This window comes from Sphingobacterium spiritivorum (genome assembly GCF_016724845.1).
GTDB classification, from domain to species: Bacteria; Bacteroidota; Bacteroidia; order Sphingobacteriales; family Sphingobacteriaceae; genus Sphingobacterium; species Sphingobacterium spiritivorum_A.
The window spans coordinates 4,695,614-4,720,931 of record NZ_CP068082.1 but is presented as its reverse complement, the minus strand read 5'-3'; the positions used below and the strand labels follow the sequence as shown (position 1 = coordinate 4,720,931).

13 protein-coding genes are annotated in these 25,318 nt (G+C 35.0%); 12 read left to right on the top strand and 1 reads right to left on the bottom strand.

What is annotated here, in order from left to right; genetic code table 11:
- The first annotated feature begins 218 nt into the window (after window positions 1–218).
- The 8 genes from I6J03_RS20105 (at window position 219) to I6J03_RS20070 (ending at window position 13,188) form a co-directional block, all read left to right on the top strand.
- Window positions 219–3,047: a hypothetical protein gene (locus tag I6J03_RS20105; protein WP_201679253.1), complete on the top strand. Its 2,829-nt coding sequence runs from the start codon at window positions 219–221 to the stop codon at window positions 3,045–3,047.
- The gene (locus tag I6J03_RS20100) at window positions 3,044–4,951 is read left to right on the top strand and encodes a DEAD/DEAH box helicase (RefSeq protein WP_201693937.1); all 1,908 of its coding nucleotides are present in this window, start codon (window positions 3,044–3,046) and stop codon (window positions 4,949–4,951) included. The genes I6J03_RS20105 and I6J03_RS20100 overlap by 4 nt, the downstream gene beginning before the upstream one ends.
- 15 nt (window positions 4,952–4,966) lie before the next feature.
- Window positions 4,967–9,085 carry a helicase-related protein gene (locus I6J03_RS20095; protein WP_201693935.1) on the top strand — a complete coding sequence of 1,373 codons (4,119 nt, stop codon included), beginning with the start codon at window positions 4,967–4,969 and terminating at the stop codon, window positions 9,083–9,085.
- Window positions 9,082–10,161 carry a PD-(D/E)XK nuclease family protein gene (locus I6J03_RS20090; RefSeq protein WP_003013188.1) on the top strand — a complete coding sequence of 360 codons (1,080 nt, stop codon included), beginning with the start codon at window positions 9,082–9,084 and terminating at the stop codon, window positions 10,159–10,161. The genes I6J03_RS20095 and I6J03_RS20090 overlap by 4 nt, the downstream gene beginning before the upstream one ends.
- Window positions 10,148–11,308, top strand: a complete 1,161-nt coding sequence (locus I6J03_RS20085) for a DNA cytosine methyltransferase (protein WP_003013192.1) — start codon at window positions 10,148–10,150, stop codon at window positions 11,306–11,308. Before I6J03_RS20090 ends, I6J03_RS20085 begins: the two co-directional genes overlap by 14 nt.
- 407 nt (window positions 11,309–11,715) lie before the next feature.
- Entirely contained in the window at window positions 11,716–12,564 is an 849-nt protein-coding gene (locus I6J03_RS20080; RefSeq protein ID WP_003013197.1) for a phage integrase SAM-like domain-containing protein, read from the top strand.
- On the top strand, window positions 12,564–12,965 hold the full coding sequence (locus I6J03_RS20075) for a hypothetical protein (RefSeq protein WP_003013198.1): 402 nt from the start codon (window positions 12,564–12,566) through the stop codon (window positions 12,963–12,965). The genes I6J03_RS20080 and I6J03_RS20075 overlap by 1 nt, the downstream gene beginning before the upstream one ends.
- Window positions 12,946–13,188 carry a hypothetical protein gene (locus I6J03_RS20070; protein ID WP_003013201.1) on the top strand — a complete coding sequence of 81 codons (243 nt, stop codon included), beginning with the start codon at window positions 12,946–12,948 and terminating at the stop codon, window positions 13,186–13,188. Before I6J03_RS20075 ends, I6J03_RS20070 begins: the two co-directional genes overlap by 20 nt.
- Window positions 13,189–13,267: 79 nt before the next feature.
- On the opposite strand, the gene I6J03_RS20065 is transcribed toward I6J03_RS20070, so the two are convergent.
- Complete coding sequence (locus tag I6J03_RS20065) at window positions 13,268–13,504, bottom strand: hypothetical protein (protein WP_201693934.1); 237 nt, start codon at window positions 13,502–13,504, stop codon at window positions 13,268–13,270.
- Between the two features lie 541 nt (window positions 13,505–14,045).
- On the opposite strand from I6J03_RS20065, the gene I6J03_RS20060 reads away from it, so the two are divergent.
- Genes I6J03_RS20060 through I6J03_RS20045 form a run of 4 tightly spaced genes read left to right on the top strand, consistent with a single transcriptional unit; the run spans window position 14,046 to window position 25,156 of the window.
- On the top strand, window positions 14,046–16,892 hold the full coding sequence (locus tag I6J03_RS20060) for a hypothetical protein (protein WP_201693932.1): 2,847 nt from the start codon (window positions 14,046–14,048) through the stop codon (window positions 16,890–16,892).
- On the top strand, window positions 16,889–22,933 hold the full coding sequence (locus I6J03_RS20055; protein WP_201693931.1) for a DEAD/DEAH box helicase: 6,045 nt from the start codon (window positions 16,889–16,891) through the stop codon (window positions 22,931–22,933). The genes I6J03_RS20060 and I6J03_RS20055 overlap by 4 nt, the downstream gene beginning before the upstream one ends.
- Window positions 22,930–24,009: a PD-(D/E)XK nuclease family protein gene (locus I6J03_RS20050; RefSeq protein ID WP_003002338.1), complete on the top strand. Its 1,080-nt coding sequence runs from the start codon at window positions 22,930–22,932 to the stop codon at window positions 24,007–24,009. The genes I6J03_RS20055 and I6J03_RS20050 overlap by 4 nt, the downstream gene beginning before the upstream one ends.
- A complete protein-coding gene (locus tag I6J03_RS20045; RefSeq protein WP_003002339.1) occupies window positions 23,996–25,156 on the top strand; it encodes a DNA cytosine methyltransferase in 1,161 nt (386 codons plus the stop codon). The genes I6J03_RS20050 and I6J03_RS20045 overlap by 14 nt, the downstream gene beginning before the upstream one ends.
- Window positions 25,157–25,318: the final 162 nt, after the last annotated feature.

The following is a 25,318-nucleotide window of genomic DNA, read 5'->3' as shown; positions in this document are numbered from 1 at the left end:
TTCAAAAATATTTTGGCACTTTGCAAAATGTAATTTTATTGTTGCGCATTATTGCGTAGCTTTAGAGGCAAAATTATGCGTATATAATGTGTTGGTTCATCAAATCAACACGTTTTAGGCCTATCTTCACTCCTGATAATACATATTTATCATGGTTGCTTTCTAACAACGGACACCATATACACCGGGAGTTTGAAGTATGAATTTAAAGGAAATCTATGAGGTACTTTGAATGGAACGATATTGTGTCAGAATATTTTTTCAATCCCAGCAATGCAGGGAAGGATGTCTACTTATACCTCACCAAGAACGATATTATTGGTTTAGCTCGACATTGTTTCGAACAGTCATCTGACGAAGAAATTTGGAACGATTTCGTAAATAAAGTAAGGTTTGGATTTTCTGGTGGAAATGGAAACGTAATTGCAAAAGCAAGAAATGCTTACGAGAAAAGAAACTTACAAAGCGTTGTAATCAATGAAGTAAAATATGAAATAAAATACCCTCCCTATATCACTTACTTGGTTTTTCTCGTACTCCCTTTAATTGAGATTAATCACGATCAGGGTCAAAGAACAAATAATTATTACAGTAGACTGAATTATTTCTTAGAAATCAACAAAATAAATCAAAAAATTGGAACAGTTGATTTTGGTAGTAATCAAATTAATTTACTATGGGAACATCTTGAACATTGGGCAAATGTAAAAAATAACGGTGATTTGGGTTTGTTCAATGTTATTCCATTTACAAATGCGAACTGGGTTTATGTAGGAAAAGTATTTTCACAGTGTGTTTTGCCTCCCAAGTTTCTAAATCGCCTACCTAAATTATTTGAATCTCTTGGTTTGGTTCCCAATACTTTTTACGAAGACGGATTTCTAAAATATAAAATAAAGAATAGTAGAACGGATTTAATTCCAAAAAGCACGTTGGATCATTTGAAAAAGGAAGATGAGTTATCAAACTCTATCATTCAAACTATACAACGACAATATAAAAAATGGACAGGTGAAACCCACGAAGAAATAGAAGAAGGAACAACACTACGACAGAGAAGAAATTACACTGTTGCACCTTTATTTCTTCAATTTAAAGTAAATACCAATGACGAAGAGATTAAGTTTTCGTACAGAATGTATTCTTCAAATGACTATCCCGAAGATTTAAAATTTGGAGAACACGAGAATTTGTATGAAATCAATGGATGGTCAAAAACGTTACCTGTTGAATTCAAAGAAAACCTTGAACTTAAGGACAATTTCAACAAATGGATCGCGAAGTTTTCTAACCGTGATGTGAGGTTATTCATAAGTGCCGGGACATTTCAGTTGAGCAATGATTATTGGATTGAGACAAGCGTTCTCTCAAAAACAGAACGAATGTATTTGATGTGCAAAAACGAAAAGCAAGAAATAATCAAAGAATGGGGAAGTACATTTGTCAACGGAGATTTCAAACAAGAAGATTTTGAAGGCTTGCCGGAAAACTATTCATTGTTTTGGTTTCGCAATCCTACACAAGGACTTTCTGAAATTCCACTTCTTACATTGTACACAGAAAAACGGATTGAATTAATTGGTGGACTAAAAGTGAATTTCAGAACGTATGTAAATGATTATTTGCCAGAAGTTGAAATTGTGAATGCGGACGGTAACGAAAAAGTTTATTTGCAATACAAAGAAACACATGAGAAAATTTTCCTTTCAAAGAAGCAGTCACTAAATAATCGCTGGTTATTACCCGAAAAAACTTTAATAGATACCGATTTCTATATAAAGGTAGAAAACGAGAACTTTTCTGGAAATGAACTTGCATACAACTTGGTTTCGTCAGACAACACGGCAATTCAAGTTGATGATTCTAAATTACCGAAAAGAGATTCCTTTGGTAGAAACATTACAACTAATTTGGGGCAATACTGTATAGGTAGTAATATTGTTAATCCTGATAAGTCAAGTCAAAGATATTTCTGCCATTTAAGTTCAATGTTCATTTCCACTAAAAAGGAGGTTGCAGCTAATATTTCAAGTGCCACACTTAATAATCATACCGGAAATAAACTTTGTAATTTTCTCTCTATAAAAGCTAAACTTTCGACCGAAGAATTTTTCAAAGCATTTGAGTTTTATTATTCAAAGGAGTTTCCGGAGCAACAATTAAACTCAAATTTTAATCTCACAAGACTTAAAAGAGCCTCGCTGAATTATTATGATTTCATCGGAATACTTGATTATGATTATGAGACTAAAAATGTCATTTTAAGCCCGCCCCAGTTTATTTTCATTCCGACAACACGAGGGAGAAAAGTTTTGCTAATAGGTGCAAGAGATTCTGCCTTGGTTGAAACAATCGTAAATACTGCACCTAAACACAATTTACAAGTTGAAATAACAAGGCAATTTGTTTCAAACGAACGATTGCTTTTACCTGATGTAGTCACAGTTAGGGCATTTGAACAAACATCAACAGATAATTATGGAGAGAATTGCTTGAAAGCTTTTGCAGATGAATTGAGGGTGAAGTTTTCAAATGATTACTTCCCGCAAGTTGCACTTCAAGATTTTTCAGCAAATATTGTAGACTACGAAAGGACATTACAGCAGACCAACGAAAATGACTATGATTGGGCGAGGTATATTTTCAATCCTGAAACCTTAATTTTTGAAAAGAGCGAGACACCAATTTTCGACAAATCATTTTCGTTGATAAAATACAAATTGAATGAATATACTCATCAATTCAAACTTTGGAAAGACAATAAGAGCTATCAAATTGATATGAATTGGGGACGGTTTATTGCATTGAAACATTGCAATAAAAATGTGATTTTGTTTGATAGCACAAGTAAAAAAGTTGCTATCCCAATCGAAATGCCTTTGCCAAGATTAATGTCGGAAGCTATTATGTTGTTAAGTGGATTAGCCCCCGATTTCAAAGTGATAGATGGGAAGAAATACAGAGTATATGAAAATGTAATTGGGATTTTCACTCAAAATTTGTTCAGATTAAAATTAGGCCAGACTCCAATAGATAAAACATTATGAAAGACCCAATAGGTTCGTTTGAAACCATAAAAGAGAATTTTATTCGTTATATAAAAACTGCGTTCAGAACAAAGTTTGAAGGCATTGAAAAGGAGCGTTATGACTTATTGAACTACGACAGAGTACTTTATCGTAAGCCTTGGATTGAGCCTTTGCCCGATTATGTCTCAAGTGGAAAAAAGATAAATGATTTAACACTTGAAGATTTAGGAAATGCGTTGAGTGATGCAGAAGTCAAACTATTTAAAGGGCTTGTAAATACGGGACTTGTTGGGGATTTCCCTTTACATTTGCATCAAGCAGAAATGTTGAAACAAACCTTGCTTGGAAATAATTGCATTATTACTTCCGGTACAGGTTCGGGAAAAACGGAATCATTCTTACTGCCACTATTCGCCCAGCTTTCAAAAGAACTTTCCAATTGGCAAGCCCCAAACCCAAAATCCACAAGTATAAATAATTGGTGGTGTGATAATGGTGGACTTTCTGCAAGGGAAATTGTCAACACTTCGAACTTCACTTTAAGCAATGCGGTAAGGCAACGCAACCACGAAACAAGAAAAGCTGGAGTAAGAGCATTGATACTCTACCCAATGAACGCTTTGGTAGAAGACCAAATGAGTCGTTTGCGAAAAGCATTGGATTCAGACGACACAAGAAATTGGTTAAGTGAAAATACTGATGGCAACGCAATTTATTTTGGAAGATATAACGGGAGTTCGCCTGTTGCCGGAGAAATGAAAAAAGTAAAAGATGACGGGGCTTTTGCAATAAACACAAGGAAAGTAAATCAACTTAAAGAACAGTTACAACAGATAGAAACAGATTCAAACCGTGTAGCAGAATACATTCAAAAAACGGGAAAAATAGGAAGCGAGGCCAAGGATTTGAAATCATTTTTCCAACGTTTAGATGGTGCAGAAATGAGAAGCCGATTTGATATGCAAGTCGCACCGCCCGACATTATGATTACCAACTATTCAATGTTGAGCATAATGTTAATGCGTGATATTGACAAAGGAATCTTTGACGAAACAAAACAATGGTTAGAAGAAAGTGAAAACAACATTTTTCACTTAATCATTGACGAGTTGCATTTATACAGAGGAACGCAAGGAACAGAAGTTGCGTATTTGCTCAAACTTGTTCTTAATCGATTAGGTTTAAATCCTAATCACCCACAATTACGCATTCTTGCTTCCAGTGCTTCGTTGGAAGCAAAAGAAGAAACAAAAGAAGGAAAAGAAAGTAAACAATTTCTGAAAGACTTTTTTGGAACAGAAAAACCGTTCAAAATCATTGAAGGAAAAAATAATAAAATTACAGCGTTTCCCGAAAACGGAAGAAAACTTCCAGTAAATCCTTTCAAAGAAATTGCGAAAAAGTTTTCAGAAGTAAAAGGAAATATAGCTGACGAAAATTTTATTTCAACTTGCGAAGCAACAGCAACGCAACTTGCAACAACTTTCAATTTATCACAAGACGGAGATGGAATTTCAAAATTACTATCGGTAATTACTAATCCAAACTTTCAATTGAAAGAACGTTTGTTTTCGCCTTGTCAGGATTACAAAGCTGTTTGCTCAATACAAGCAAATGGCGATGATTTAAACGGAAAATATTTTGCTGAAACAATTTTTGAAAACACAACTAACAAAGAAGATTTAGAAAACGCTTTGCGTGGTTTATTGATTGCAAGAGCAATGTTAGACGAACCAGAATTCAAAATTATTGTAGATAAAATTCTTGATGACAGAAAGTTGCCTCGTTTCAGATTTCACTATTTCTTTAGAAACATTGAAGGCATTTGGGCTTCTGTAAAACCCGATGACGTTGATGAAATATATTCTGATGGAGAACGTACAGTTGGAAAACTTTATTCTAATACACGAATAAATTCATAAAACGGAAATCGTATTTTGGAGCTACTCTATTGCGATAATTGCGGAACAACGTTGTTTGGAGGAAGTCGATTAGTAACAAGAAATGAATCAGGAAATAATTCTTTTGAATTACTTCCAATCAGCCCCAATATTGAAGGCATTCCGGAAAAAACACCTGCAAAATTGGTTGAGAAAAGAGGCTACCAAGAATATGCCGTTTTTTGGGCCTGTGGAAATCAAGAATTTATTCAACACGATGCCGAGCCGGGAATTCCTCAAAATTATTGGCGACAACCTACTTTAAATGGGTTTAATCAAGGTGATTTTGAAGCAAAATGGATTCCTGCATCGCTCAACTGCATTTCGGGCGATATTGACAATTCTCACAACAAAGCAGACGAAAAACCTGAACAATGGATTAAAGGATATTATTTCATCATTACAAACAATTCAAATCGTGATATTGCTTTCCCAGACGCAAATGGAAATATTTCCACGATAGAAACACACAAAGCATTGCCAAGCGTTTGTCCGGGTTGTGGTGTAAATCACCAAAAAAGAAGGCAAGATTGGAACAAAAGCAAAACTTCTACTATTCGTGGTTTCAGAACCGGTTTCGCCAAAACAACTCAAATGTTTGCAAAAGAGTTGATGTATCAACTTCCAAGCAACGAAGAGGAAAGAAAATTAGTTGTGTTTTCTGATAGTCGTGAAGATGCGGCACAAGTTGCAAACGGAATTGAACGCAATCACTTTACTGATTTAATGCGTGAAATTTTAGTGAATGAACTGCATTCAAGTTTAATGTTACGCTTCCAAATTTTGTGTGCTTTTGATAATGGAGATACTGCCAAACAGGAAGAACTGAAACAGCAATCGCAAACAACTTTTGATGAGATAGAATACTTGGTTGACAATTCAAGTTATAATGGGAGTAACACAAATAAGTTGCGAGAAAAACAAGAAGCAGAGGCGAAATTGAACGAAGTTCGTTTACTTACTCTCAATGTAAGAAGTTTAGTTGATATTACTAATTCAATAAATCTCGCACCGCTTGTAAAGCGTTTTGTTGAGTTGGGGATAAATCCAGGAGGAAACGACATTTCTTTACAAACAAGAGTGCTGAATAATAATTTTGTCCCTTGGTTTGACCTTATTGATTTTACAGATTTTCAATGGGCAAACGGAGCAGATCAATCATACATAAACGATTTGAAAGAAGGTTCTTTTGACGGACTCGCATCGATGTTCTTTGGTTCACTGTTCTATTCGTTTGAATCTTCTGCATTGGGTTATGTGTGTATAAATCCGGAATTAGAAGTTGTAGCAGACCAAGCGAGAGCGGTTGCTTTAGCAAAAGATGAGTTTTTCCAAATTGTAAATTCTACCATTAGGATTTTAGGGGACAAGTACAAACATAACAAAGTTGAAGATGCAAGTCCTTTCAATTTCACACAATACAATGATTTTCCGGGACAAGTAAAAAAGTACATTCGTGCCGTTGCAAATAGGTTTTCAAAACAAGAAAATGAAATAGGAACAGCTGTCTTCAATACACTTTCAACAAGTAGTGTATTGAGAGGCGACACAGGAATTCAAATTGAAAACCTTTTCATAAAAATTGCACAAGCAACCGATAAAGTATGGACAAGTACAAGAGGAAATAGGCCACATTTGCATTTTAGTGGAGGCATTTGCACTCATTCTGTGACAGCGTTACAAACGCCACATAGCAAAATTTGTGATGATATTTGGAAAGAAAATTACCTTTCTTACAATGCAATTAAACAACAACGTCCGCCAATCCGTTTGCATTGTGAAGAACTTACCGGACAGACAGACGACCAATTTGAAAGACAACGGCATTTTAGAAATATCATTTTGCCAGATGAAGGCAATAGACAAGTAAAAGCAATTGATTTGTTGAGCGTAACGACAACACTTGAAGTTGGGGTTGATATTGGAGCATTACAAGCCGTGATGTTGGGAAATATGCCGCCTCAACGTTTCAATTATCAACAAAGAGTTGGTCGTGCAGGTCGTAGAGGGCAAGCCTATTCCGTGATTTTGACTTTTTGCAGAGGTAGAAGCCACGATGAATTTTATTTTGCAAACCCTCAAAAAATCACAGGTGATGCACCGCCAACACCTTTCTTGACAATGGGACAAGAGCGGATTTTTAAACGTTTGCTTGCGAAAGAAATTTTAAGGAGAGCATACGTTGAAAAAGATATTGATGTTAGTTCTGATGAAAAATCAAGTGTTCACGGAGAGTTTGGCTCTACTGATAGTTGGGACACATACAAAACAGAAATTATAGATTGGATAAACAATAACAAAGTGGCGATTGGATCAACGGTTGATGCTTTGCTAACAGAACAACTAAAAGAGAAAAGAGAAGAATTTATCAATTGGGTTGTAGACACAACAACCCCAAATGGATTGATTGGGAAAGCTCAAAGTATAAGAAATAACGAAGAAATTGCAACAAACGATATTTCTGAAAAGTTTGCCGAAGGCGGGATTTTACCAATGTTCGGGATGCCAACTACAGTTAAAAACTTGTATCACGGTATAAACAGAAAACTTGAGCCACTTTCAATAGACCGAGCGCAAGCAATGGCTATTTATGAATTTGCACCGGGTGCACAGAAAACAAAAGACAAGGCAATTCATCAGGTTATTGGTTTTACAAGTGATTTTATCAATACACGTAGAAACGGAAATCAAATTGTAACAAATGTTGAAACCAACAACTTGCTTCCGTTTTCATTAAACCGTTGGTTTGTTCGTTGTAGGTCTTGCGGATTTTTTGAAACATATTCGGAAGAGCGAAAAGTAGAATTGGAAAACCAAAACCAATTTGATGTTTGTCCAAATTGTGGTGAAGACAACCCCAATAAATATCAACGACCTTTTATGCTGAAATCACCAAGAGGATACAGAACAAATCTTTCAGTAGGAAGCGACACCAAAGATGATTCAGAATTTTTGCTTTCACGGCCACCAATTTTTGCAGAAAAAATCGGTTCAGCAAATACGGAAAAAATAAATAATGCCTCAATTTCCATTTCAGATAACGATGTTACTTGGAGAGTAAATACAAATTCCGATAAGTTTTTCACGGGAAAACTTTACAACACAAACAACAAATTTCCTTTCAATCAAAACGGATTTTGGTTTAATAATCAATGGCTCTTGAATGATTTAGCCGTACCGACAAATGACAGCAATGGTTATTCCATGTTTGTTCAACAAAACGCAACAAGTACAGACGAGCAAATTGCGTTAGCAAGCAATAAAAATACAGAAATATTCAGAATAGCACCTTCGATTATTCCTTTGGAACTTGACTTGAATATGTTTTTTAGTGAAACAGATTTGCCACACGTTAAAGCACAAAGCAACGGTGTTCGCTCAGGATATTATTCAGCCGCTTTTTTGCTTCAACGGATTTTGGCTGACAGACTTGATGTTGACCCAACCGAAATTGAAATTGCTGACATTTCAATGAAAGTGCTTGAAGACGGTACAAACAGAAGAATTGCAGAAATTATTTTGACTGATGAATTGCCAAATGGTTCGGGCTTTGTGAGATTTTTATACAACGATTTTCAAAACATTCTTTCGGAAGCAATGGAACCAAGTAATATGAATAGTTATTTAGGAAAAATTCATTCACAAATACATCAGACAAAATGTGATGATGCTTGTTACGATTGCTTGAAAGTATATAGGAATATGAATTATCACAGTTTGCTTGATTGGCGATTAGGTTTATCAATGCTCCGTGTGATGAATGATTCAACTTTCGTTTGTGGTGCTGATGGAAATTTCAACTTTGTCGAATTACAAGATTGGCTTGCTTTTGCAAAAGAGTTGAGAAATGGTTTTGCTCAAAGTTTTGGCTTCTCACATACAGCAGAAATAAAAGGTTTGCCAACTATCAAATTTGGAAAAAATCAGAAACACATCATAATGATTGTTCACCCATTTTGGGATTTGAGAAATATCAGGGAAGCAAATTGGTTAGCAGAAACCAAAGCAGAGATTGACGAATATGTTGCTCAAAGTGGTGGCTGCATTAGCATAATTGATACATTCAACTTGCATCGCAGACCCGGTTGGTGTTACGAAAGATTAGTAATCAGATGATGAACAAAATTGGAGATATAAATTTTAAAGAAATCAAACGTATTTCGCCAAGCCAGTTTTATTCAATGAAAAATTGTGCTTACAAATCTTTATTGGCAGAAGCATTTGATAAGAAGCCTTTACTTCCGCTTTCGCCTAATGCCTATTTCGGTACAATATTGCACAAAATACTTGAATTGATTACAAAAGGAATTGTAAAAAATGAAGATGATTTTAATACGGAGTTTGATAAGCAATTGAAAATTGTTGAAGATGATTTGCAGGAAAATGGTTTTGGATTTTTCGTTCCACTCCAAAAGAAGTTAAGAAATTTCGGTCTAAAAAAAATCCAATTAAAAAAACATTTAAGAAACAAACCTAAACAACAAACGAATTTAGGTGTCGTAAATTTTTATTCTGAAAGATGGTTTGAATCTGAGGATAAATTGATTGGAGGGAAAGTTGATTTAATAATTGAGAATAACGATAATATAGAAATTATAGACTTTAAAACCGGAGCGATTACACAAGATTGTTTAGATGATGAGGGAGAGTTATATTCTGATGTAAAAGAAGAATACAAAGAGCAACTTAAAATTTATGCCTATTTGTATTTTGAAAAAACGAATAGGTTTCCAACGAGTTTAAGCTTAGTTGATTTAGCAAATCAACAGTTTATGGTTGCGTTTTCCGAAGAAGAATGTAAAATAATCTATGACGAAGCAAAAAAACTTTTAAAGGCAACGAATAACTGTATAAGTACAAAATCATTTTCAGTTACTCTAACAGAAGTAAACTGCAAGTATTGTTTATATAGGCCAGCCTGTTCTTTTTTTGTCAGAAAACTTGAAACTGATTTTTCATTCAATGATGTTTTCGGCGAAATTAAAGACGTAAAGAAATTCCAAAATGGAAATGTTAGTGTGTTTTTACAAAATGGAACAAAACAATTAACCATAAAAAACTTTAATTCTGAAAAATTTGACGAATTAAGCGATAAAATAAAGAAAAAAATAAGTATTTACAATTTGAGAAAAGAATCAACAGATTTTGTCTATTCTGTTACCGACACGACAATGATTTATGAACAAATTTAACGAACATAAAATTCCCGTTCTCTCCTTTTATTCCGGGGGAGGATTTATGGATATGGGCTTTGAGAAAGCTGGTTTTGAAATTGTTTGGACGAATGAGTTCGATAAAGTGTTTGCAAAACTTCATGCAGCTGGAATTACTTCATGGAGAAAATCTCGAGGAAATGGAATTAAAGCAGAAATTTTTAATACGAAATCAATTACTGACGTAAAATCAAACGAAATAATCAAAGAAGCATTTCCTAATGGAAAACCAGAACATTTTGGAATAATTGGTGGTCCACCTTGCCAAGACTTTAGTATGAATGGTTCGCGAAAAGGTTTTGAGGGAGAGAGAGGTAAACTTACGATTGTTTTTTTTGATAAGATTTTGGAATTGAAACCTACCTTTTTCGTGATGGAAAATGTAACAGGTTTAACAAAAAGGAAAGAAACAAAGGAATTTTTGCAAGCGCTGTTGAAAAGAATCGAGAACGAATATTACGTCGACCATGCGAAGTTAAACTCATTGGATTTTGGTGTTCCTCAACACCGAGAAAGAATTTTTTTTGTTGGAATTAGAAAAGAATTTCTTGATGGAAAAATTGTTGAACAAGGTTCTTTTGGTAAATGGTTCCCTTTTCCAATAAATGAAAAATATCAAAATGCTTTAACCAAATATAATTGGGGCAAACAAGTTGAATTTGGTGCGCCCGTGATTAAATCTAAAGATGTGCCAATTGAGCTGTGTGTTGAAAAATGTCTTGTGCCACAAAACCAGATAAATTTGACTCCTAACGCAAATGAATTTTTCAATTTGCACGTGAGCGAAGAGAAATTATGTGCAATTAACGAAGGTGAAACAAATAGGCCCTCCTTTAAGCGTCTTCACCGTTTCAAATATAGCCCTACAACTTGTTACGGTAATAATGAAGTTCATTTACACCCTTACGAGCACAGACGTTTGTCTGTACGTGAAGCATTGAGGATACAAGGAGTGCCTGATGAATACGTTTTACCGGAGGAATTACCCTTGACAAAGAAATTCAAGATGATAGGAAACGGTGTCCCTGTTCCGCTCGCAGAGGCTGTTGCGGATGCGGTATTGGAGTTTATTTATAAGAACATAATCAAAATGAAAGTGATCGATCAAAGTTTTAGAAATATCTAACTTGAAACTCTTTGTGCATGTGACAACTATAATGTTAGAAAAGCATAAACGAGAAGAAAACCGTAACAAATACGTAACGGAGCAAAATTTTGTGATTTCAAAATTTGTTCATATATTGCTTCTGTAAAGCAGAAATGGCATTTTTCAACCATTTCCAAGTTATATGACCATCAGACTCATAATCTTTTGGTCCCTGGTTCGAGCCCAGGTGGGCGCACAAATCGAAAAAGTCGTTTTCCCTCACGGAAAACGGCTTTTTTTTGTTCCTTAGGGCACTTTAGGAACATCTGTCCTACGTAGCATCGGATACCCCGAAAAGGCGTGACTTGCATAGATTTTTGTTGAACTTCACGTAAAAGTGTTACAAATGTGTTACAGCCCTTTTACGTGCCAATTTCGAAAGAACTATGGCAACCGTTAGTGCAAAGGTGTTCGAGCATCACAAAAAAACCGATGGCACCTACAATGTGAAAATTTGTGTGCAACACAAAAGATTGAGAAAGTATCTTGACACGAATCATTTCCTGGTCAGGAAACAATTAACCAAAGACTTTAAAGTCAAAGATCCGTTTATCGCGGACAAGGTTGAGCAACAGCTAAGGGATTATCGAAAGATGATCAGCGAACTCGACGACCGGCTGGATTATTTTACCGCTGAATCCCTACGCGATTACCTACGGGACAAAGATGAAGATGTCGATTTTATCAAGTTTTGCGATCAGCATATACAACGTCTAAGAAATGAGGATCGAATCGGAACCGCAAACAACCACCGGAAAATCCGCAACATTTTGGTCGATTATTTCAACCGCTCGGCAGTATCCATCAAGGAAATTAATTCCAATATGCTGATAGCATTCGAACGTTACATGCGATCAGAAAGGACAATGAAACGGATAAATCAATTGGGAATTGAAGTGACAACAAAAGAAAAAGGCTTGTCCGATAGTGGCCTGCACAACCAGATGCGAGACCTACGCAATAAGGGTATCCTTTCAGACCGAAAACGGCTTATCCTATCGGTGCTTTTGGATGGCGGTATATCTTACATAGTTTTCCGAGGTATCAATAACCTAAAAGGTAGGTTTGAACCGCAGAGCGAGGGATACAGCGAAGGATATAACCGCGTATTGACCGACATGATGATGGCCGATAAAAAACAAAAACACGGTAACGAGAAAACCGTTCAAGACCTTGTACAAAATCTTCGTGATAAGCAAGAAAGTAGAGGTTACGAACGTACCGTTGCGAGGTAATGGTATTTCTCCAATTAAAGCCCGAAGTACGGAACTTCTTTGCACCTTATATCCGCGAGGTCGAGGATAAAATTCTGTTTCCTTATACATTGGAAGATCAGATTGTCGCCCAAGAGCATTGGAGTGAAAACGGTGTCCGTATTCCGATCTGTAAAGGTATGTGGTTGGTGACGGACATTTTGCCTGTATCTGTCACCAATCTTTTTATCGGTCATTCTGCAAGCGATATATTGTGCTTTTGCCATTATTACCCTAATTGGATTAATTCACCTTGTTTAAATGAATTTGTTTCATTGGGTTTGTTGCCAACAAAAGAACAGTCTACGTGGCTAAAATCCCTTTTCCCAAACGCTAAAATACATACAGTATTTGATGGGGGGAATGAGTGGCCGTGTAACTGATTGTAAAGTAGCGACGTGGCAACTTGGTAAGAACGCAAGGTTTAGTCTTGTTGATGACCACGGAGAGTTTTACTGCAACAAAAAGAAGTATCGTATTCCGGTCAGTATTTTTTCATTGAACCGTTTTGAAAAATTATCGGGTATCCGTGCAGGTATCAGAACCCATAAACCAAAAGCACCATTTGAAACGTTCTATCAATTCTTTACAAACGGGCTAATCTGAACTAGCCCACCCCGCACCCCTGATCCTTAATTGGGTCAGGCGTTTTGTTGTATTGTGAATTACAATTCTGTTGCGGCTTTTAAATCGACTCTTCAACAAAGTTTAGTTCTCCATCTAAAAAGTTTACAAGATTATTAAGAATCAGTAATGAACATTGTAATAGCTCTCTATCTCTTCCATTATCTGCATTGAGAACTTTATTCCCATGAAAAAGGTTGTTTCTTATAGTACGAATATGTAAAGTTAAAACTTCCAATTGTTCAATATTTGTCTGTCTTTTATCTTGCCATAAGTATTTTCCATCTTTTTTAACCAATTTTTTTGGAGGATTAGAATTGATATATTGAATTGCATTTTGAAGTTTTTCTGTAATCCCTTTATCCAGCCAAATTTTATAATCTATTTTCTTTTTACTCGTAAAACGATCCCAATGAACAGTGCCATCCGGTTTTATGAAATCGTCATATTTAAGGAGAAACTCAAATCAAGAAAAGGATAAAAAGAATTTTATAATTATTTCCTGATAGGATGGATCTAAATTCTCTTTGAATTTTTGATAAAGCTGATCTGTTGGTGTTATCATTTGATACTCTCTAAGTTTTTTCAATATAATTAAAGGTTTTGAAATAATGTAAGCAATAAAGAGAAATATCCGTATTTTGCAAGAGACGTAATTTATTGCCTTATATTATATGTAATTTTAAAGACTGAAACACAAGCATAGAACTTATTTCAGTAAAAACAGCCTTTACTGGTTTTTTGACACATCTAAGTCTACATAATTAACCGAACTTGTTTCTCCAAAAACGGAATAACATGGACAAATGGGGTTCGAGGTAATAAGACATTGAGAATATATGAAATATTTAGAATGGAACAATATCATAGCGGCATATTTTTTCAATCCTGCAAACGCAGGTAAGGATATTTATTTGTATTTAACCAAGAGTGATATTATCAGCATAGGTAGGCTACATTTTATAGAAGAAACAGAAGAAGATATTTGGATTGATTATATAGCTTCAATTAAGCGTGGCGTTCCTGGGTCAAGTGGAAATGTGTTAGCAAAAGCAAAATTTGCTCACTCAAAAAATAACTTGCTAAATTCAAAACGTCAAGACGGGAATCCGCTTGAAATTGACGGTATACCTGTTGTTTATCCACCTTACATTGCTTACTTGGTTTTTATTGTGCTTCCGTTAATTGAAAATGTTGATAGCAATAGCCAAAGAGCAAATAATTATTACAGAAGACTTGAAGCCTTCCTGCAAAACAACCAAATAAACGAAAACATCGGGACAAATGATTTTCGCAACAATCAAATTAATCGTTTGTGGGAGGATTTAGCAAGCTGGGCAAACATAAAAAATAACGGTGATTTTGGTTGGTTCAACGTTATTCCATTTACAAACGAAAATTGGGTTTATGTTGGAAAGGTTTTTTCACAATGTGTATTACCACCAAAATTTTTAAATCGTTTACCGGAATTATTTGAATCTATTGGTTTAGTTCCCAATACGTTTTATGAAGCCAGTTTTTTGCAAGAAAGGATAAAAAACAGCAAGACGAATTTAATGCCTAAAAGCACGTTAGGCTTTTTGAAGAAAGATGATGAATTGTCAAGCTCTATCATTCAAACTATACAACGACAATATAAAAAATGGACAGGTGAAACCCACGAAGAAATAGAAGAAGGAACAACACTACGACAGAGAAGAAATTACACTGTTGCACCTTTATTTCTTCAATTTAAAGTAAATACCAATGACGAAGAGATTAAGTTTTCGTACAGAATGTATTCTTCAAATGACTATCCCGAAGATTTAAAATTTGGAGAACACGAGAATTTGTATGAAATCAATGGATGGTCAAAAACGTTACCTGTTGAATTCAAAGAAAACCTTGAACTTAAGGACAATTTCAACAAATGGATCGCGAAGTTTTCTAACCGTGATGTGAGGTTATTCATAAGTGCCGGGACATTTCAGTTGAGCAATGATTATTGGATTGAGACAAGCGTTCTCTCAAAAACAGAACGAATGTATTTGATGTGCAAAAACGAAAAGCAAGAAATAATCAAAGAATGGGGAAGTACATTTGTCAACGGAGATTTCAAACAAGAAGATTTTGAAGGCTTGCCGGAAAACTATTCATTGTTTTGGTTTCGCAATCCTACACAAGGACTTTCTGAAATTCCACTTCTTACATTGTACACAGAAAAACGGATTGAATTAATTGGTGGACTAAAAGTGAATTTCAGAACGTATGTAAATGATTATTTGCCAGAAGTTGAAATTGTGAATGCGGACGGTAACGAAAAAGTTTATTTGCAATACAAAGAAACACATGAGAAAATTTTCCTTTCAAAGAAGCAGTCACTAAATAATCGCTGGTTATTACCCGAAAAAACTTTAATAGATACCGATTTCTATATAAAGGTAGAAAACGAGAACTTTTCTGGAAATGAACTTGCATACAACTTGGTTTCGTCAGACAACACGGCAATTCAAGTTGATGATTCTAAATTACCGAAAAGAGATTCCTTTGGTAGAAACATTACAACTAATTTGGGGCAATACTGTATAGGTAGTAATATTGTTAATCCTGATAAGTCAAGTCAAAGATATTTCTGTCATTTAAGTTCAATGTTCATTTCCACTAAAAAGGAGGTTGCAGCTAATATTTCAAGTGCCACACTTAATAATCATACCGGAAATAAACTTTGTAATTTTCTCTCTATAAAAGCTAAACTTTCGACCGAAGAATTTTTCAAAGCATTTGAGTTTTATTATTCAAAGGAGTTTCCGGAGCAACAATTAAACTCAAATTTTAATCTCACAAGACTTAAAAGAGCCTCGCTGAATTATTATGATTTCATCGGAATACTTGATTATGATTATGAGACTAAAAATGTCATTTTAAACCCGCCCCAGTTTATTTTCATTCCGACAACACGAGGGAGAAAAGTTTTGCTAATAGGTGCAAGAGATTCTGCCTTGGTTGAAACAATCGTAAATACTGCACCTAAACACAATTTACAAGTTGAAATAACAAGGCAATTTGTTTCAAACGAACGATTGCTTTTACCTGATGTAGTCACAGTTAGGGCATTTGAACAAACATCAACAGATAATTATGGAGAGAATTGCTTGAAAGCTTTTGCAGATGAATTGAGGGTGAAGTTTTCAAATGATTACTTCCCGCAAGTTGCACTTCAAGATTTTTCAGCAAATATTGTAGACTACGAAAGGAGATTACAGCAGACCAACGAAAATGACTATGATTGGGCGAGGTATATTTTCAATCCTGAAACCTTAATTTTTGAAAAGAGCGAGACACCAATTTTCGACAAATCATTTTCGTTGATAAAATACAAATTGAATGAATATACTCATCAATTCAAACTTTGGAAAGACAATAAGAGCTATCAAATTGATATGAATTGGGGACGGTTTATTGCATTGAAACATTGCAATAAAAATGTGATTTTGTTTGATAGCACAAGTAAAAAAGTTGCTATTCCAATCGAAATGCCTTTGCCAAGATTAATGTCGGAAGCTATTATGTTGTTAAGTGGATTAGCCCCCGATTTCAAAGTGATAGATGGGAAGAAATACAGAGTATATGAAAATGTAATTGGGATTTTCACTCAAAATTTGTTCAGATTAAAATTAGGCCAGACTCCAATAGATAAAACATTATGAAAGACCCAATAGGTTCGTTTGAAACCATAAAAGAGAATTTTATTCGTTATATAAAAACTGCGTTCAGAACAAAGTTTGAAGGCATTGAAAAGGAGCGTTATGACTTATTGAACTACGACAGAGTACTTTATCGTAAGCCTTGGATTGAGCCTTTGCCCGATTATGTCTCAAGTGGAAAAAAGATAAATGATTTAACACTTGAAGATTTAGGAAATGCGTTGAGTGATGCAGAAGTCAAAACATTTAAGGGGCTTGTAAATACGGGACTTGTTGGGGATTTCCCTTTACATTTGCATCAAGCAGAAATGTTGAAACAAACCTTGCTTGGAAATAATTGCATTATTACTTCCGGTACAGGTTCGGGAAAAACGGAATCATTCTTACTGCCACTATTCGCCCAGCTTTCAAAAGAACTTTCCAATTGGCAAGCCCCAAACCCAAAATCCACAAGTATAAATAATTGGTGGTGTGATAATGGTGGACTTTCTGCAAGGGAAATTGTCAACACTTCGAACTTCACTTTAAGCAATGCGGTAAGGCAACGCAACCACGAAACAAGAAAAGCTGGAGTAAGAGCATTGATACTCTACCCAATGAACGCTTTGGTAGAAGACCAAATGAGTCGTTTGCGAAAAGCATTGGATTCAGACGACACAAGAAATTGGTTAAGTGAAAATACTGATGGCAACGCAATTTATTTTGGAAGATATAACGGGAGTTCGCCTGTTGCCGGAGAAATGAAAAAAGTAAAAGATGACGGGGCTTTTGCAATAAACACAAGGAAAGTAAATCAACTTAAAGAACAGTTACAACAGATAGAAACAGATTCAAACCGTGTAGCAGAATACATTCAAAAAACGGGAAAAATAGGAAGCGAGGCCAAGGATTTGAAATCATTTTTCCAACGTTTAGATGGTGCAGAAATGAGAAGCCGATTTGATATGCAAGTCGCACCGCCCGACATTATGATTACCAACTATTCAATGTTGAGCATAATGTTAATGCGTGATATTGACAAAGGAATCTTTGACGAAACAAAACAATGGTTAGAAGAAAGTGAAAACAACATTTTTCACTTAATCATTGACGAGTTGCATTTATACAGAGGAACGCAAGGAACAGAAGTTGCGTATTTGCTCAAACTTGTTCTTAATCGATTAGGTTTAAATCCTAATCACCCACAATTACGCATTCTTGCTTCCAGTGCTTCGTTGGAAGCAAAAGAAGAAACAAAAGAAGGAAAAGAAAGTAAACAATTTCTGAAAGACTTTTTTGGAACAGAAAAACCGTTCAAAATCATTGAAGGAAAAAATAATAAAATTACAGCGTTTCCCGAAAACGGAAGAAAACTTCCAGTAAATCCTTTCAAAGAAATTGCGAAAAAGTTTTCAGAAGTAAAAGGAAATATAGCTGACGAAAATTTTATTTCAACTTGCGAAGCAACAGCAACGCAACTTGCAACAACTTTCAATTTATCACAAGACGGAGATGGAATTTCAAAATTACTATCGGTAATTACTAATCCAAACTTTCAATTGAAAGAACGTTTGTTTTCGCCTTGTCAGGATTACAAAGCTGTTTGCTCAATACAAGCAAATGGCGATGATTTAAACGGAAAATATTATGCTGAAACAATTTTTGAAAACACAACTAACAAAGAAGATTTAGAAAACGCTTTGCGTGGTTTATTGATTGCAAGAGCAATGTTAGACGAACCAGAATTCAAAATTATTGTAGATAAAATTCTTGATGACAGAAAGTTGCCTCGTTTCAGATTTCACTATTTCTTTAGAAACATTGAAGGCATTTGGGGTTCTGTAAAACCCAATGACGTTGATGAAATATATTCTGATGGAGAACGTACAGTTGGAAAACTTTATTCTAATACACGAATAAATTCAGAAAACGGAAATCGTATTTTGGAGTTACTCTATTGCGATAATTGCGGAACAACGTTGTTTGGTGGCAGCCGATTAGTTACGGGTAATGGTGCTTTTGAATTATTGCCAATCAGTCCAAACATTGAAGGCATTCCGGAAAAAACACCTGCAAAATTAGTTGAGAAAAGAAGTTACCAAGAATATGCCGTTTTTTGGGCCTGTGGAAATCAAGAGTTTATTCAACACGATGCCGAGCCGGGGGTTCCTCAAAATTATTGGCGCCAGCCTACTTTAAATGGTTTTAATCAAGGTGATTTTGAAGCAAATTGGATTCCTGCATCACTTAACTGCATTTCAGGCGACATTGACAATTCTCACAACAAAGCCGACGAAAAACCTGAACGATGGATTAAAGGATATTATTTCATCATTACAAACAATTCAAATCGTGATATTGCTTTACCCGACGCAAATGGAGATATTTCTACGATAGAAACACACAAAGCATTGCCAAGCGTTTGTCCGGGGTGTGGTGTAAATCACCAGAAAAGAAGACAAGATTGGAACAAAAGCAAAACTTCTACTATTCGTGGTTTCAGAACCGGTTTCGCCAAAACAACTCAAATGTTTGCAAAAGAGTTGATGTATCAACTTCCAAGCAACGAAGAGGAAAGAAAATTAGTTGTGTTTTCTGATAGCCGGGAAGATGCGGCACAAGTTGCAAACGGAATTGAACGCAATCACTTTACTGATTTAATGCGTGAAATTTTAGTGAATGAATTACATTCAAGTTTAATGTTACGCTTCCAAATTTTGTGTGCTTTTGATAATGGAGATACTGCCAAACAGGAAGAAATGAAACAGCAATCGCAAACAACTTTTGATGAGATAGAATACTTGGTTGACAATTCAAGTTACAATGGGAGTAACACAAATAAGTTACGAGAAAAACAAGAAGCAGAAGCAAAATTGAACGAAGTTCGTTTGCTTACTCTCAATGTAAGAAGTTTAGTTGATATTACTAATTCCATAAATCTCGCACCGCTTGTAAAGCGTTTTGTAGAGTTGGGGATAAATCCAGGGGGAAACGACATTTCTTTACAAACAAGAGAGCTGAATAATAATTTTGAACCTTGGTTTAAACTTGTTGATTTTACTAATTTTCAATGGGCAAACGGAGCAGACCAATCATACATAAACGATTTGAAAGAAGGTTCTTTTGACGGACTCGCATCTATGTTCTTTGGTTCACTGTTCTATTCGTTTGAATCTTCTGCATTAGGTTATGTATGTATAAATCCAGAATTAGAAGTTGTAGCAGACCAAGCTAGAGTAGTTGCTTTAGCAAAAGATGAGTTTTTACAAATTATAAATTCTACAATTAGGATTTTAGGGGACAAGTACAAACATAACAAAGTTGAAGATGCAAGTCCTTTCAATTTTACACAATACAATGATTTTCCCGGACAAGTAAAAAAATACATTCGTGCCGTTGCAAATAGGTTTTCAAAACAAGAAAATGAAATAGGAACAGCTGTTTTCAATACACTTTCAACAAGTAGTTTATTAAGAGGCGACACAGGAATTCAAATTGAAAATCTTTTCATCAAAGTTGCACAAGCAACTGATAAAGTATGGACAAGTACAAGGGGAAATAGGTCACACTTGCATTTTAGCGGAGGCATTTGCACTCATTCTGTCACAGCGTTACAAACAACTCATAGCAAAATTTGTGATGATATTTGGAAAGAAAATTACCTTTCTTACAATGCAATTAAACAACAACGTCCACCAATCCGTTTGCACTGTGAAGAACTTACCGGACAAACAGACGACCAATTTGAAAGACAACGGCATTTTAGAAACATTATTTTGCCAGATGAAGGCAACAGACAAGTAAAAGCAATTGATTTGTTGAGTGTAACGACAACACTTGAGGTTGGGGTTGATATTGGGGCATTACAAGCCGTGATGTTGGGAAATATGCCGCCTCAACGTTTCAACTACCAACAAAGAGTTGGTCGTGCAGGTCGTAGAGGACAAGCCTATTCCGTGATTTTGACTTTTTGCAGAGGTAGAAGTCACGATGAATTTTATTTTGCAAACCCTCAAAAAATCACAGGTGATGCACCGCCAACACCTTTCTTGACAATGGGGCAAGAGCGGATTTTTAAACGGTTGCTTGCAAAAGAAATTTTAAGGAGAGCATACGTTGAAAAAGAAATTGATATTACTTCTGATGACAAATCAAGTGTTCACGGAGAATTTGGTTCAGTTGATAGTTGGGCAATTTACAAATCTGAAATTGCTAATTGGATAAATGAAAATAAAAAAGCGATTAAACAAACTGTCGATGCTTTGCTTACACCACAATTACAAAATAAAAGAGCAGAATTTATAAATTGGGTTTCTGATGTAACAACAGAAAACGGTTTAATTGAAAAAGCGCAAAGCATAATCAGCAACGAAGAAATTGCATCAAACGACATTTCTGAAAAGTTTGCCGAAGGCGGGATTTTACCAATGTTCGGAATGCCAACTACCATTAAAAACTTGTATCACAGTATAAACAGAAAATCTGAACCACTTTCAATAGACCGAGCGCAAGCAATGGCTATTTATGAATTTGCACCGGGTGCACAGAAAACAAAAGACAAGGCAATTCATCAGGTTATTGGTTTTACAAGTGATTTTATCAATACACGTAGAAACGGAAATCAAATTGTAATAAATGTTGAAACCAACAACTTACTTCCGTTTTCACTAAACCGTTGGTTTGTTCGTTGTAGGTCTTGCGGTTTTTTTGAAACATATTCGGAAGAACGAAAAGTAGAATTGGAAAACCAAAACCAATTTGATGTTTGTCCAAATTGTGGTGAAGACAACCCAAATAAATATCAACGACCTTTCATGCTGAAATCACCAAGAGGATACAGAACAAATCTTTCAGTAGGAAGCGACACTAAAGATGATTCAGAATTTTTGCTTTCACGGCCACCAATTTTTGCAGAAAAAATCGGTTCAGCAAAGACGGAAAAAATAAGTAACGCTTCAATTTCCATTTCAGATAACGATGTTACTTGGAGAGTAAATACAAATTCCGATAAATTTTTCACAGGAAAATTTTACAACACAAACAACAAATTTCCTTTCAATCAAAACGGATTTTGGTTTAATAATCAATGGCTCTTGAATGATTTAGCTGTACCAACAAATGATAGCAATGGTTATTCTATGTTTGTTCAACAAAACGCGACAATTACAGACGAGCAAATTGCGTTAGCAAGCAATAAAAATACAGAGATATTCAGAATAGCACCTTCGATTATTCCTTTGGAACTTGACTTGAATATGTTCTATAGTGAAACTGATTTGCCACACGTTAAAGCACAAAGCAACGGTGTGCGTTCAGGATATTATTCAGCCGCTTTTTTGCTTCAGCGGATTTTGGCTGATAGACTTGATGTTGACCCAACCGAAATTGAAATTGCTGATATTTCAATGAAAATGCTTGACGATGGTACAAACAGAAGAATTGCAGAAATTATTTTGACTGATGAATTGCCAAATGGTTCGGGCTTTGTGAGATTTTTATACAACGATTTTCAAAACATTCTTTCGGAAGCAATGGAACCAAGTAATATGAATAGCTATTTAGGAAAAATCCATTCAAAAATACATCATATAAAATGTGATGATGCTTGTTACGATTGCTTGAAAGTATATAGAAATATGAATTATCATAGCTTGCTTGATTGGCGGTTAGGCTTGTCACTGTTACGTGTTATGAGCGATTCAAACTTTGTCTGTGGTGCAGACGGAAATTTTAATTTTGTGGAATTGCAAGATTGGCTTTCTTTTGCAACTGAATTGCGGGATTCTTTCTTTGCCTCTTTTTATTCGAATTCTCAAACAGCAGAAATAGGAGAAATAGGCAATTTACCAATCATCAAATTTGGTGGTAAAAATAAGAGACACATCATAATGATTGTTCACCCATTTTGGAATTTGAGAAATTTCAGTGAAGCAAATTGGTTAGCGGAAATTTACAATGAAATAAAAGAACATACAGAAAGTAAGGGAGGAAAAATTAGCATAATTGACACGTTCAACTTACATCGTAGACCGGGATGGTGTTATGAAAAATTGATTGAGAGATGATGAATAAAATTGGAGATATAAATTTTAAAGAAATCAAACGTATTTCGCCAAGCCAGTTTTATTCAATGAAAAATTGTGCTTACAAATCTTTATTGGCAGAAGCATTTGATAAGAAGCCTTTACTTCCGCTTTCACCTAATGCCTATTTCGGTACAGTATTGCACAAAATACTTGAATTGATTACAAAAGGAATTGTAAAAAATGAAGATAATTTTAATACGGAGTTTGATAAGCAATTGAAAACTGTTGAAGAAGATTTGCAGGAAAATGGTTTTGGATTTTTCGTTCCACTCCAAAAGAAGTTGAGAAATTTCGGTCTAAAAAAAATCCAATTGAAAAAACATTTAAGAAACGAACCTAAACAACAAACGAACTTAGGTGTCGTAAATTTTTATTCTGAAAAATGGTTTGAATCGCAAGATAAAGTGATTGGTGGAAAAGTTGATTTAGTGATTGAGAACGGAAATGAAATAGAAATTTTGGACTTCAAAACCGGTGCAATCACACAAGATTGTTTAGATGATGAGGGAGAGTTATATTCTGATGTAAAAGAAGAATACAAAGAGCAACTTAAACTTTATGCCTATTTGTATTTTGAAAACACGAATAGGTTTCCAACGAGTTTAAGCTTGGTGGATTTGGCGAATCAAAAGTTTATGGTTACGTTTTCCGAAGAAGAATGTAAAATAATATATGATGAAGCAAAAAATCTTTTAAAGACAACGAATAACTGTATAAGTACAAAATCATTTTCAGTTACTCCAACAGAAGTAAACTGCAAGTACTGTTTATATAGGCCAGCTTGTTCTTTTTTTATCAGAAAACTTGAAACTGATTTTTCATTCAATGATGTTTTCGGCGAAGTTAAAGATATAAAGAAATTTCAAAATGGAAATGTTAATGTGTTTTTACAAAATGGTACAAAACAATTAACCATAAAAAATTTTAATTCTGAAAGATTTGACGAATTAAGCCATAAAAGAAAGAAAAAAATAAGTATTTACAATTTGCGAAAAGAGTCGACAGATTTTGTATATTCTGTTACCGACACGACAATGATTTATGAACAAATTTAACGAACATAAAATCCCTGTTCTCTCCTTTTATTCCGGGGGAGGATTTATGGATATGGGCTTTGAGAAAGCTGGTTTTGAAATTGTTTGGACGAATGAGTTCGATAAAGTGTTTGCAAAACTTCATGCAGCGGGGATTACTTCATGGAGAAAATCTCGAGGAAATGGAATTAAAGCAGAAATTTTTAATACGAAGTCTATTACAGACGTAAAATCGAACGAAATAATCGAAGAAGCATTTCCTAATGGAAAACCTGAACATTTTGGAATAATAGGTGGTCCACCTTGTCAGGACTTTAGTATGAATGGTTCCCGAAAAGGTTTTAAGGGAGAGAGAGGTAAACTTACTATCGTTTTTTTTGATAAGATTTTAGAATTGAAACCTACCTTTTTCGTGATGGAAAATGTAACGGGCCTAACGAAAAGGAAAGAAACAAAAGAGTTTTTGCAAACGTTACTTAAAAGAATTGAGAAAGAATATTACGTTGACCACGAGAAATTAAACTCATTGGATTTTGGTGTTCCTCAACACCGAGAACGTATATTTTTTGTTGGAATCAGAAGAAAAATTCTTGATAAAAAAATTGTTGAACCAAGCTCTTTCGGCAAGTGGTTCCCTTTTCCTATAAATGAAAAATATGAAAATGCTTTAACCAAATATAATTGGGGCAAACAAGTTGAATTTGGTGCGCCCGTGATTAAATCTAAAGATGTGCCAATTGAACTGTGTGTTGAAAAATGTCTTGTGCCACAAAACCAAATAAATTTGACTCCTAACGCAAATGAATTTTTCAATTTGCACGTAAGCGAAGAGAAATTGCGTGCAATTAACGAAGGTGAAACAAATAGGCCCTCCTTTAAGCGTCTTCATCGTTTCAAATATAGCCCTACAACTTGTTACGGTAATAATGAAGTTCATTTACACCCTTACGAGCACAGACGTCTGTCTGTACGTGAGGCATTGAGGATACAAGGAGTGCCTGATGAATACGTTTTACCGGAGGAATTGCCTTTGACAAAGAAATTCAAGATGATAGGAAACGGTGTCCCTGTCCCGCTTGCAGAGGCTGTTGCAGAGGTGGTATTGGAGTTTATAAATAAAAACATACTCGAAATGAAAGCAATCGATTCAAGTTGTAGCAATATCTAATTTGAAACTCTTAGTGCATGAATACAACTGTAGTGTTAGAAAATCATAAACGAGAAGAAAACCGTTACAAATGTGTTACGGAGCAAAATTTCAAGATTCCAAAAATTGTTCATATGAAGTAGTCAAAACTTAATCTGACAGTTGCGATAAATTAACAACTGT

What these genes read in the sequence shown, in the direction of transcription:
- I6J03_RS20105 (WP_201679253.1), top strand. Translation starts at nt 219, where the DNA reads ATGAGGTACTTTGAATGGAACGATATTGTGTCAGAATATTTTTTCAAT.
- I6J03_RS20075 (WP_003013198.1), top strand. Translation starts at nt 12,564, where the DNA reads ATGGTATTTCTCCAATTAAAGCCCGAAGTACGGAACTTCTTTGCACCT.
- I6J03_RS20100 (WP_201693937.1), top strand. Translation starts at nt 3,044, where the DNA reads ATGAAAGACCCAATAGGTTCGTTTGAAACCATAAAAGAGAATTTTATT.
- I6J03_RS20045 (WP_003002339.1), top strand. Translation starts at nt 23,996, where the DNA reads ATGAACAAATTTAACGAACATAAAATCCCTGTTCTCTCCTTTTATTCC.
- I6J03_RS20090 (WP_003013188.1), top strand. Translation starts at nt 9,082, where the DNA reads ATGATGAACAAAATTGGAGATATAAATTTTAAAGAAATCAAACGTATT.
- I6J03_RS20050 (WP_003002338.1), top strand. Translation starts at nt 22,930, where the DNA reads ATGATGAATAAAATTGGAGATATAAATTTTAAAGAAATCAAACGTATT.
- I6J03_RS20070 (WP_003013201.1), top strand. Translation starts at nt 12,946, where the DNA reads ATGAGTGGCCGTGTAACTGATTGTAAAGTAGCGACGTGGCAACTTGGT.
- I6J03_RS20055 (WP_201693931.1), top strand. Translation starts at nt 16,889, where the DNA reads ATGAAAGACCCAATAGGTTCGTTTGAAACCATAAAAGAGAATTTTATT.
- I6J03_RS20085 (WP_003013192.1), top strand. Translation starts at nt 10,148, where the DNA reads ATGAACAAATTTAACGAACATAAAATTCCCGTTCTCTCCTTTTATTCC.
- I6J03_RS20080 (WP_003013197.1), top strand. Translation starts at nt 11,716, where the DNA reads ATGGCAACCGTTAGTGCAAAGGTGTTCGAGCATCACAAAAAAACCGAT.
- I6J03_RS20060 (WP_201693932.1), top strand. Translation starts at nt 14,046, where the DNA reads ATGAAATATTTAGAATGGAACAATATCATAGCGGCATATTTTTTCAAT.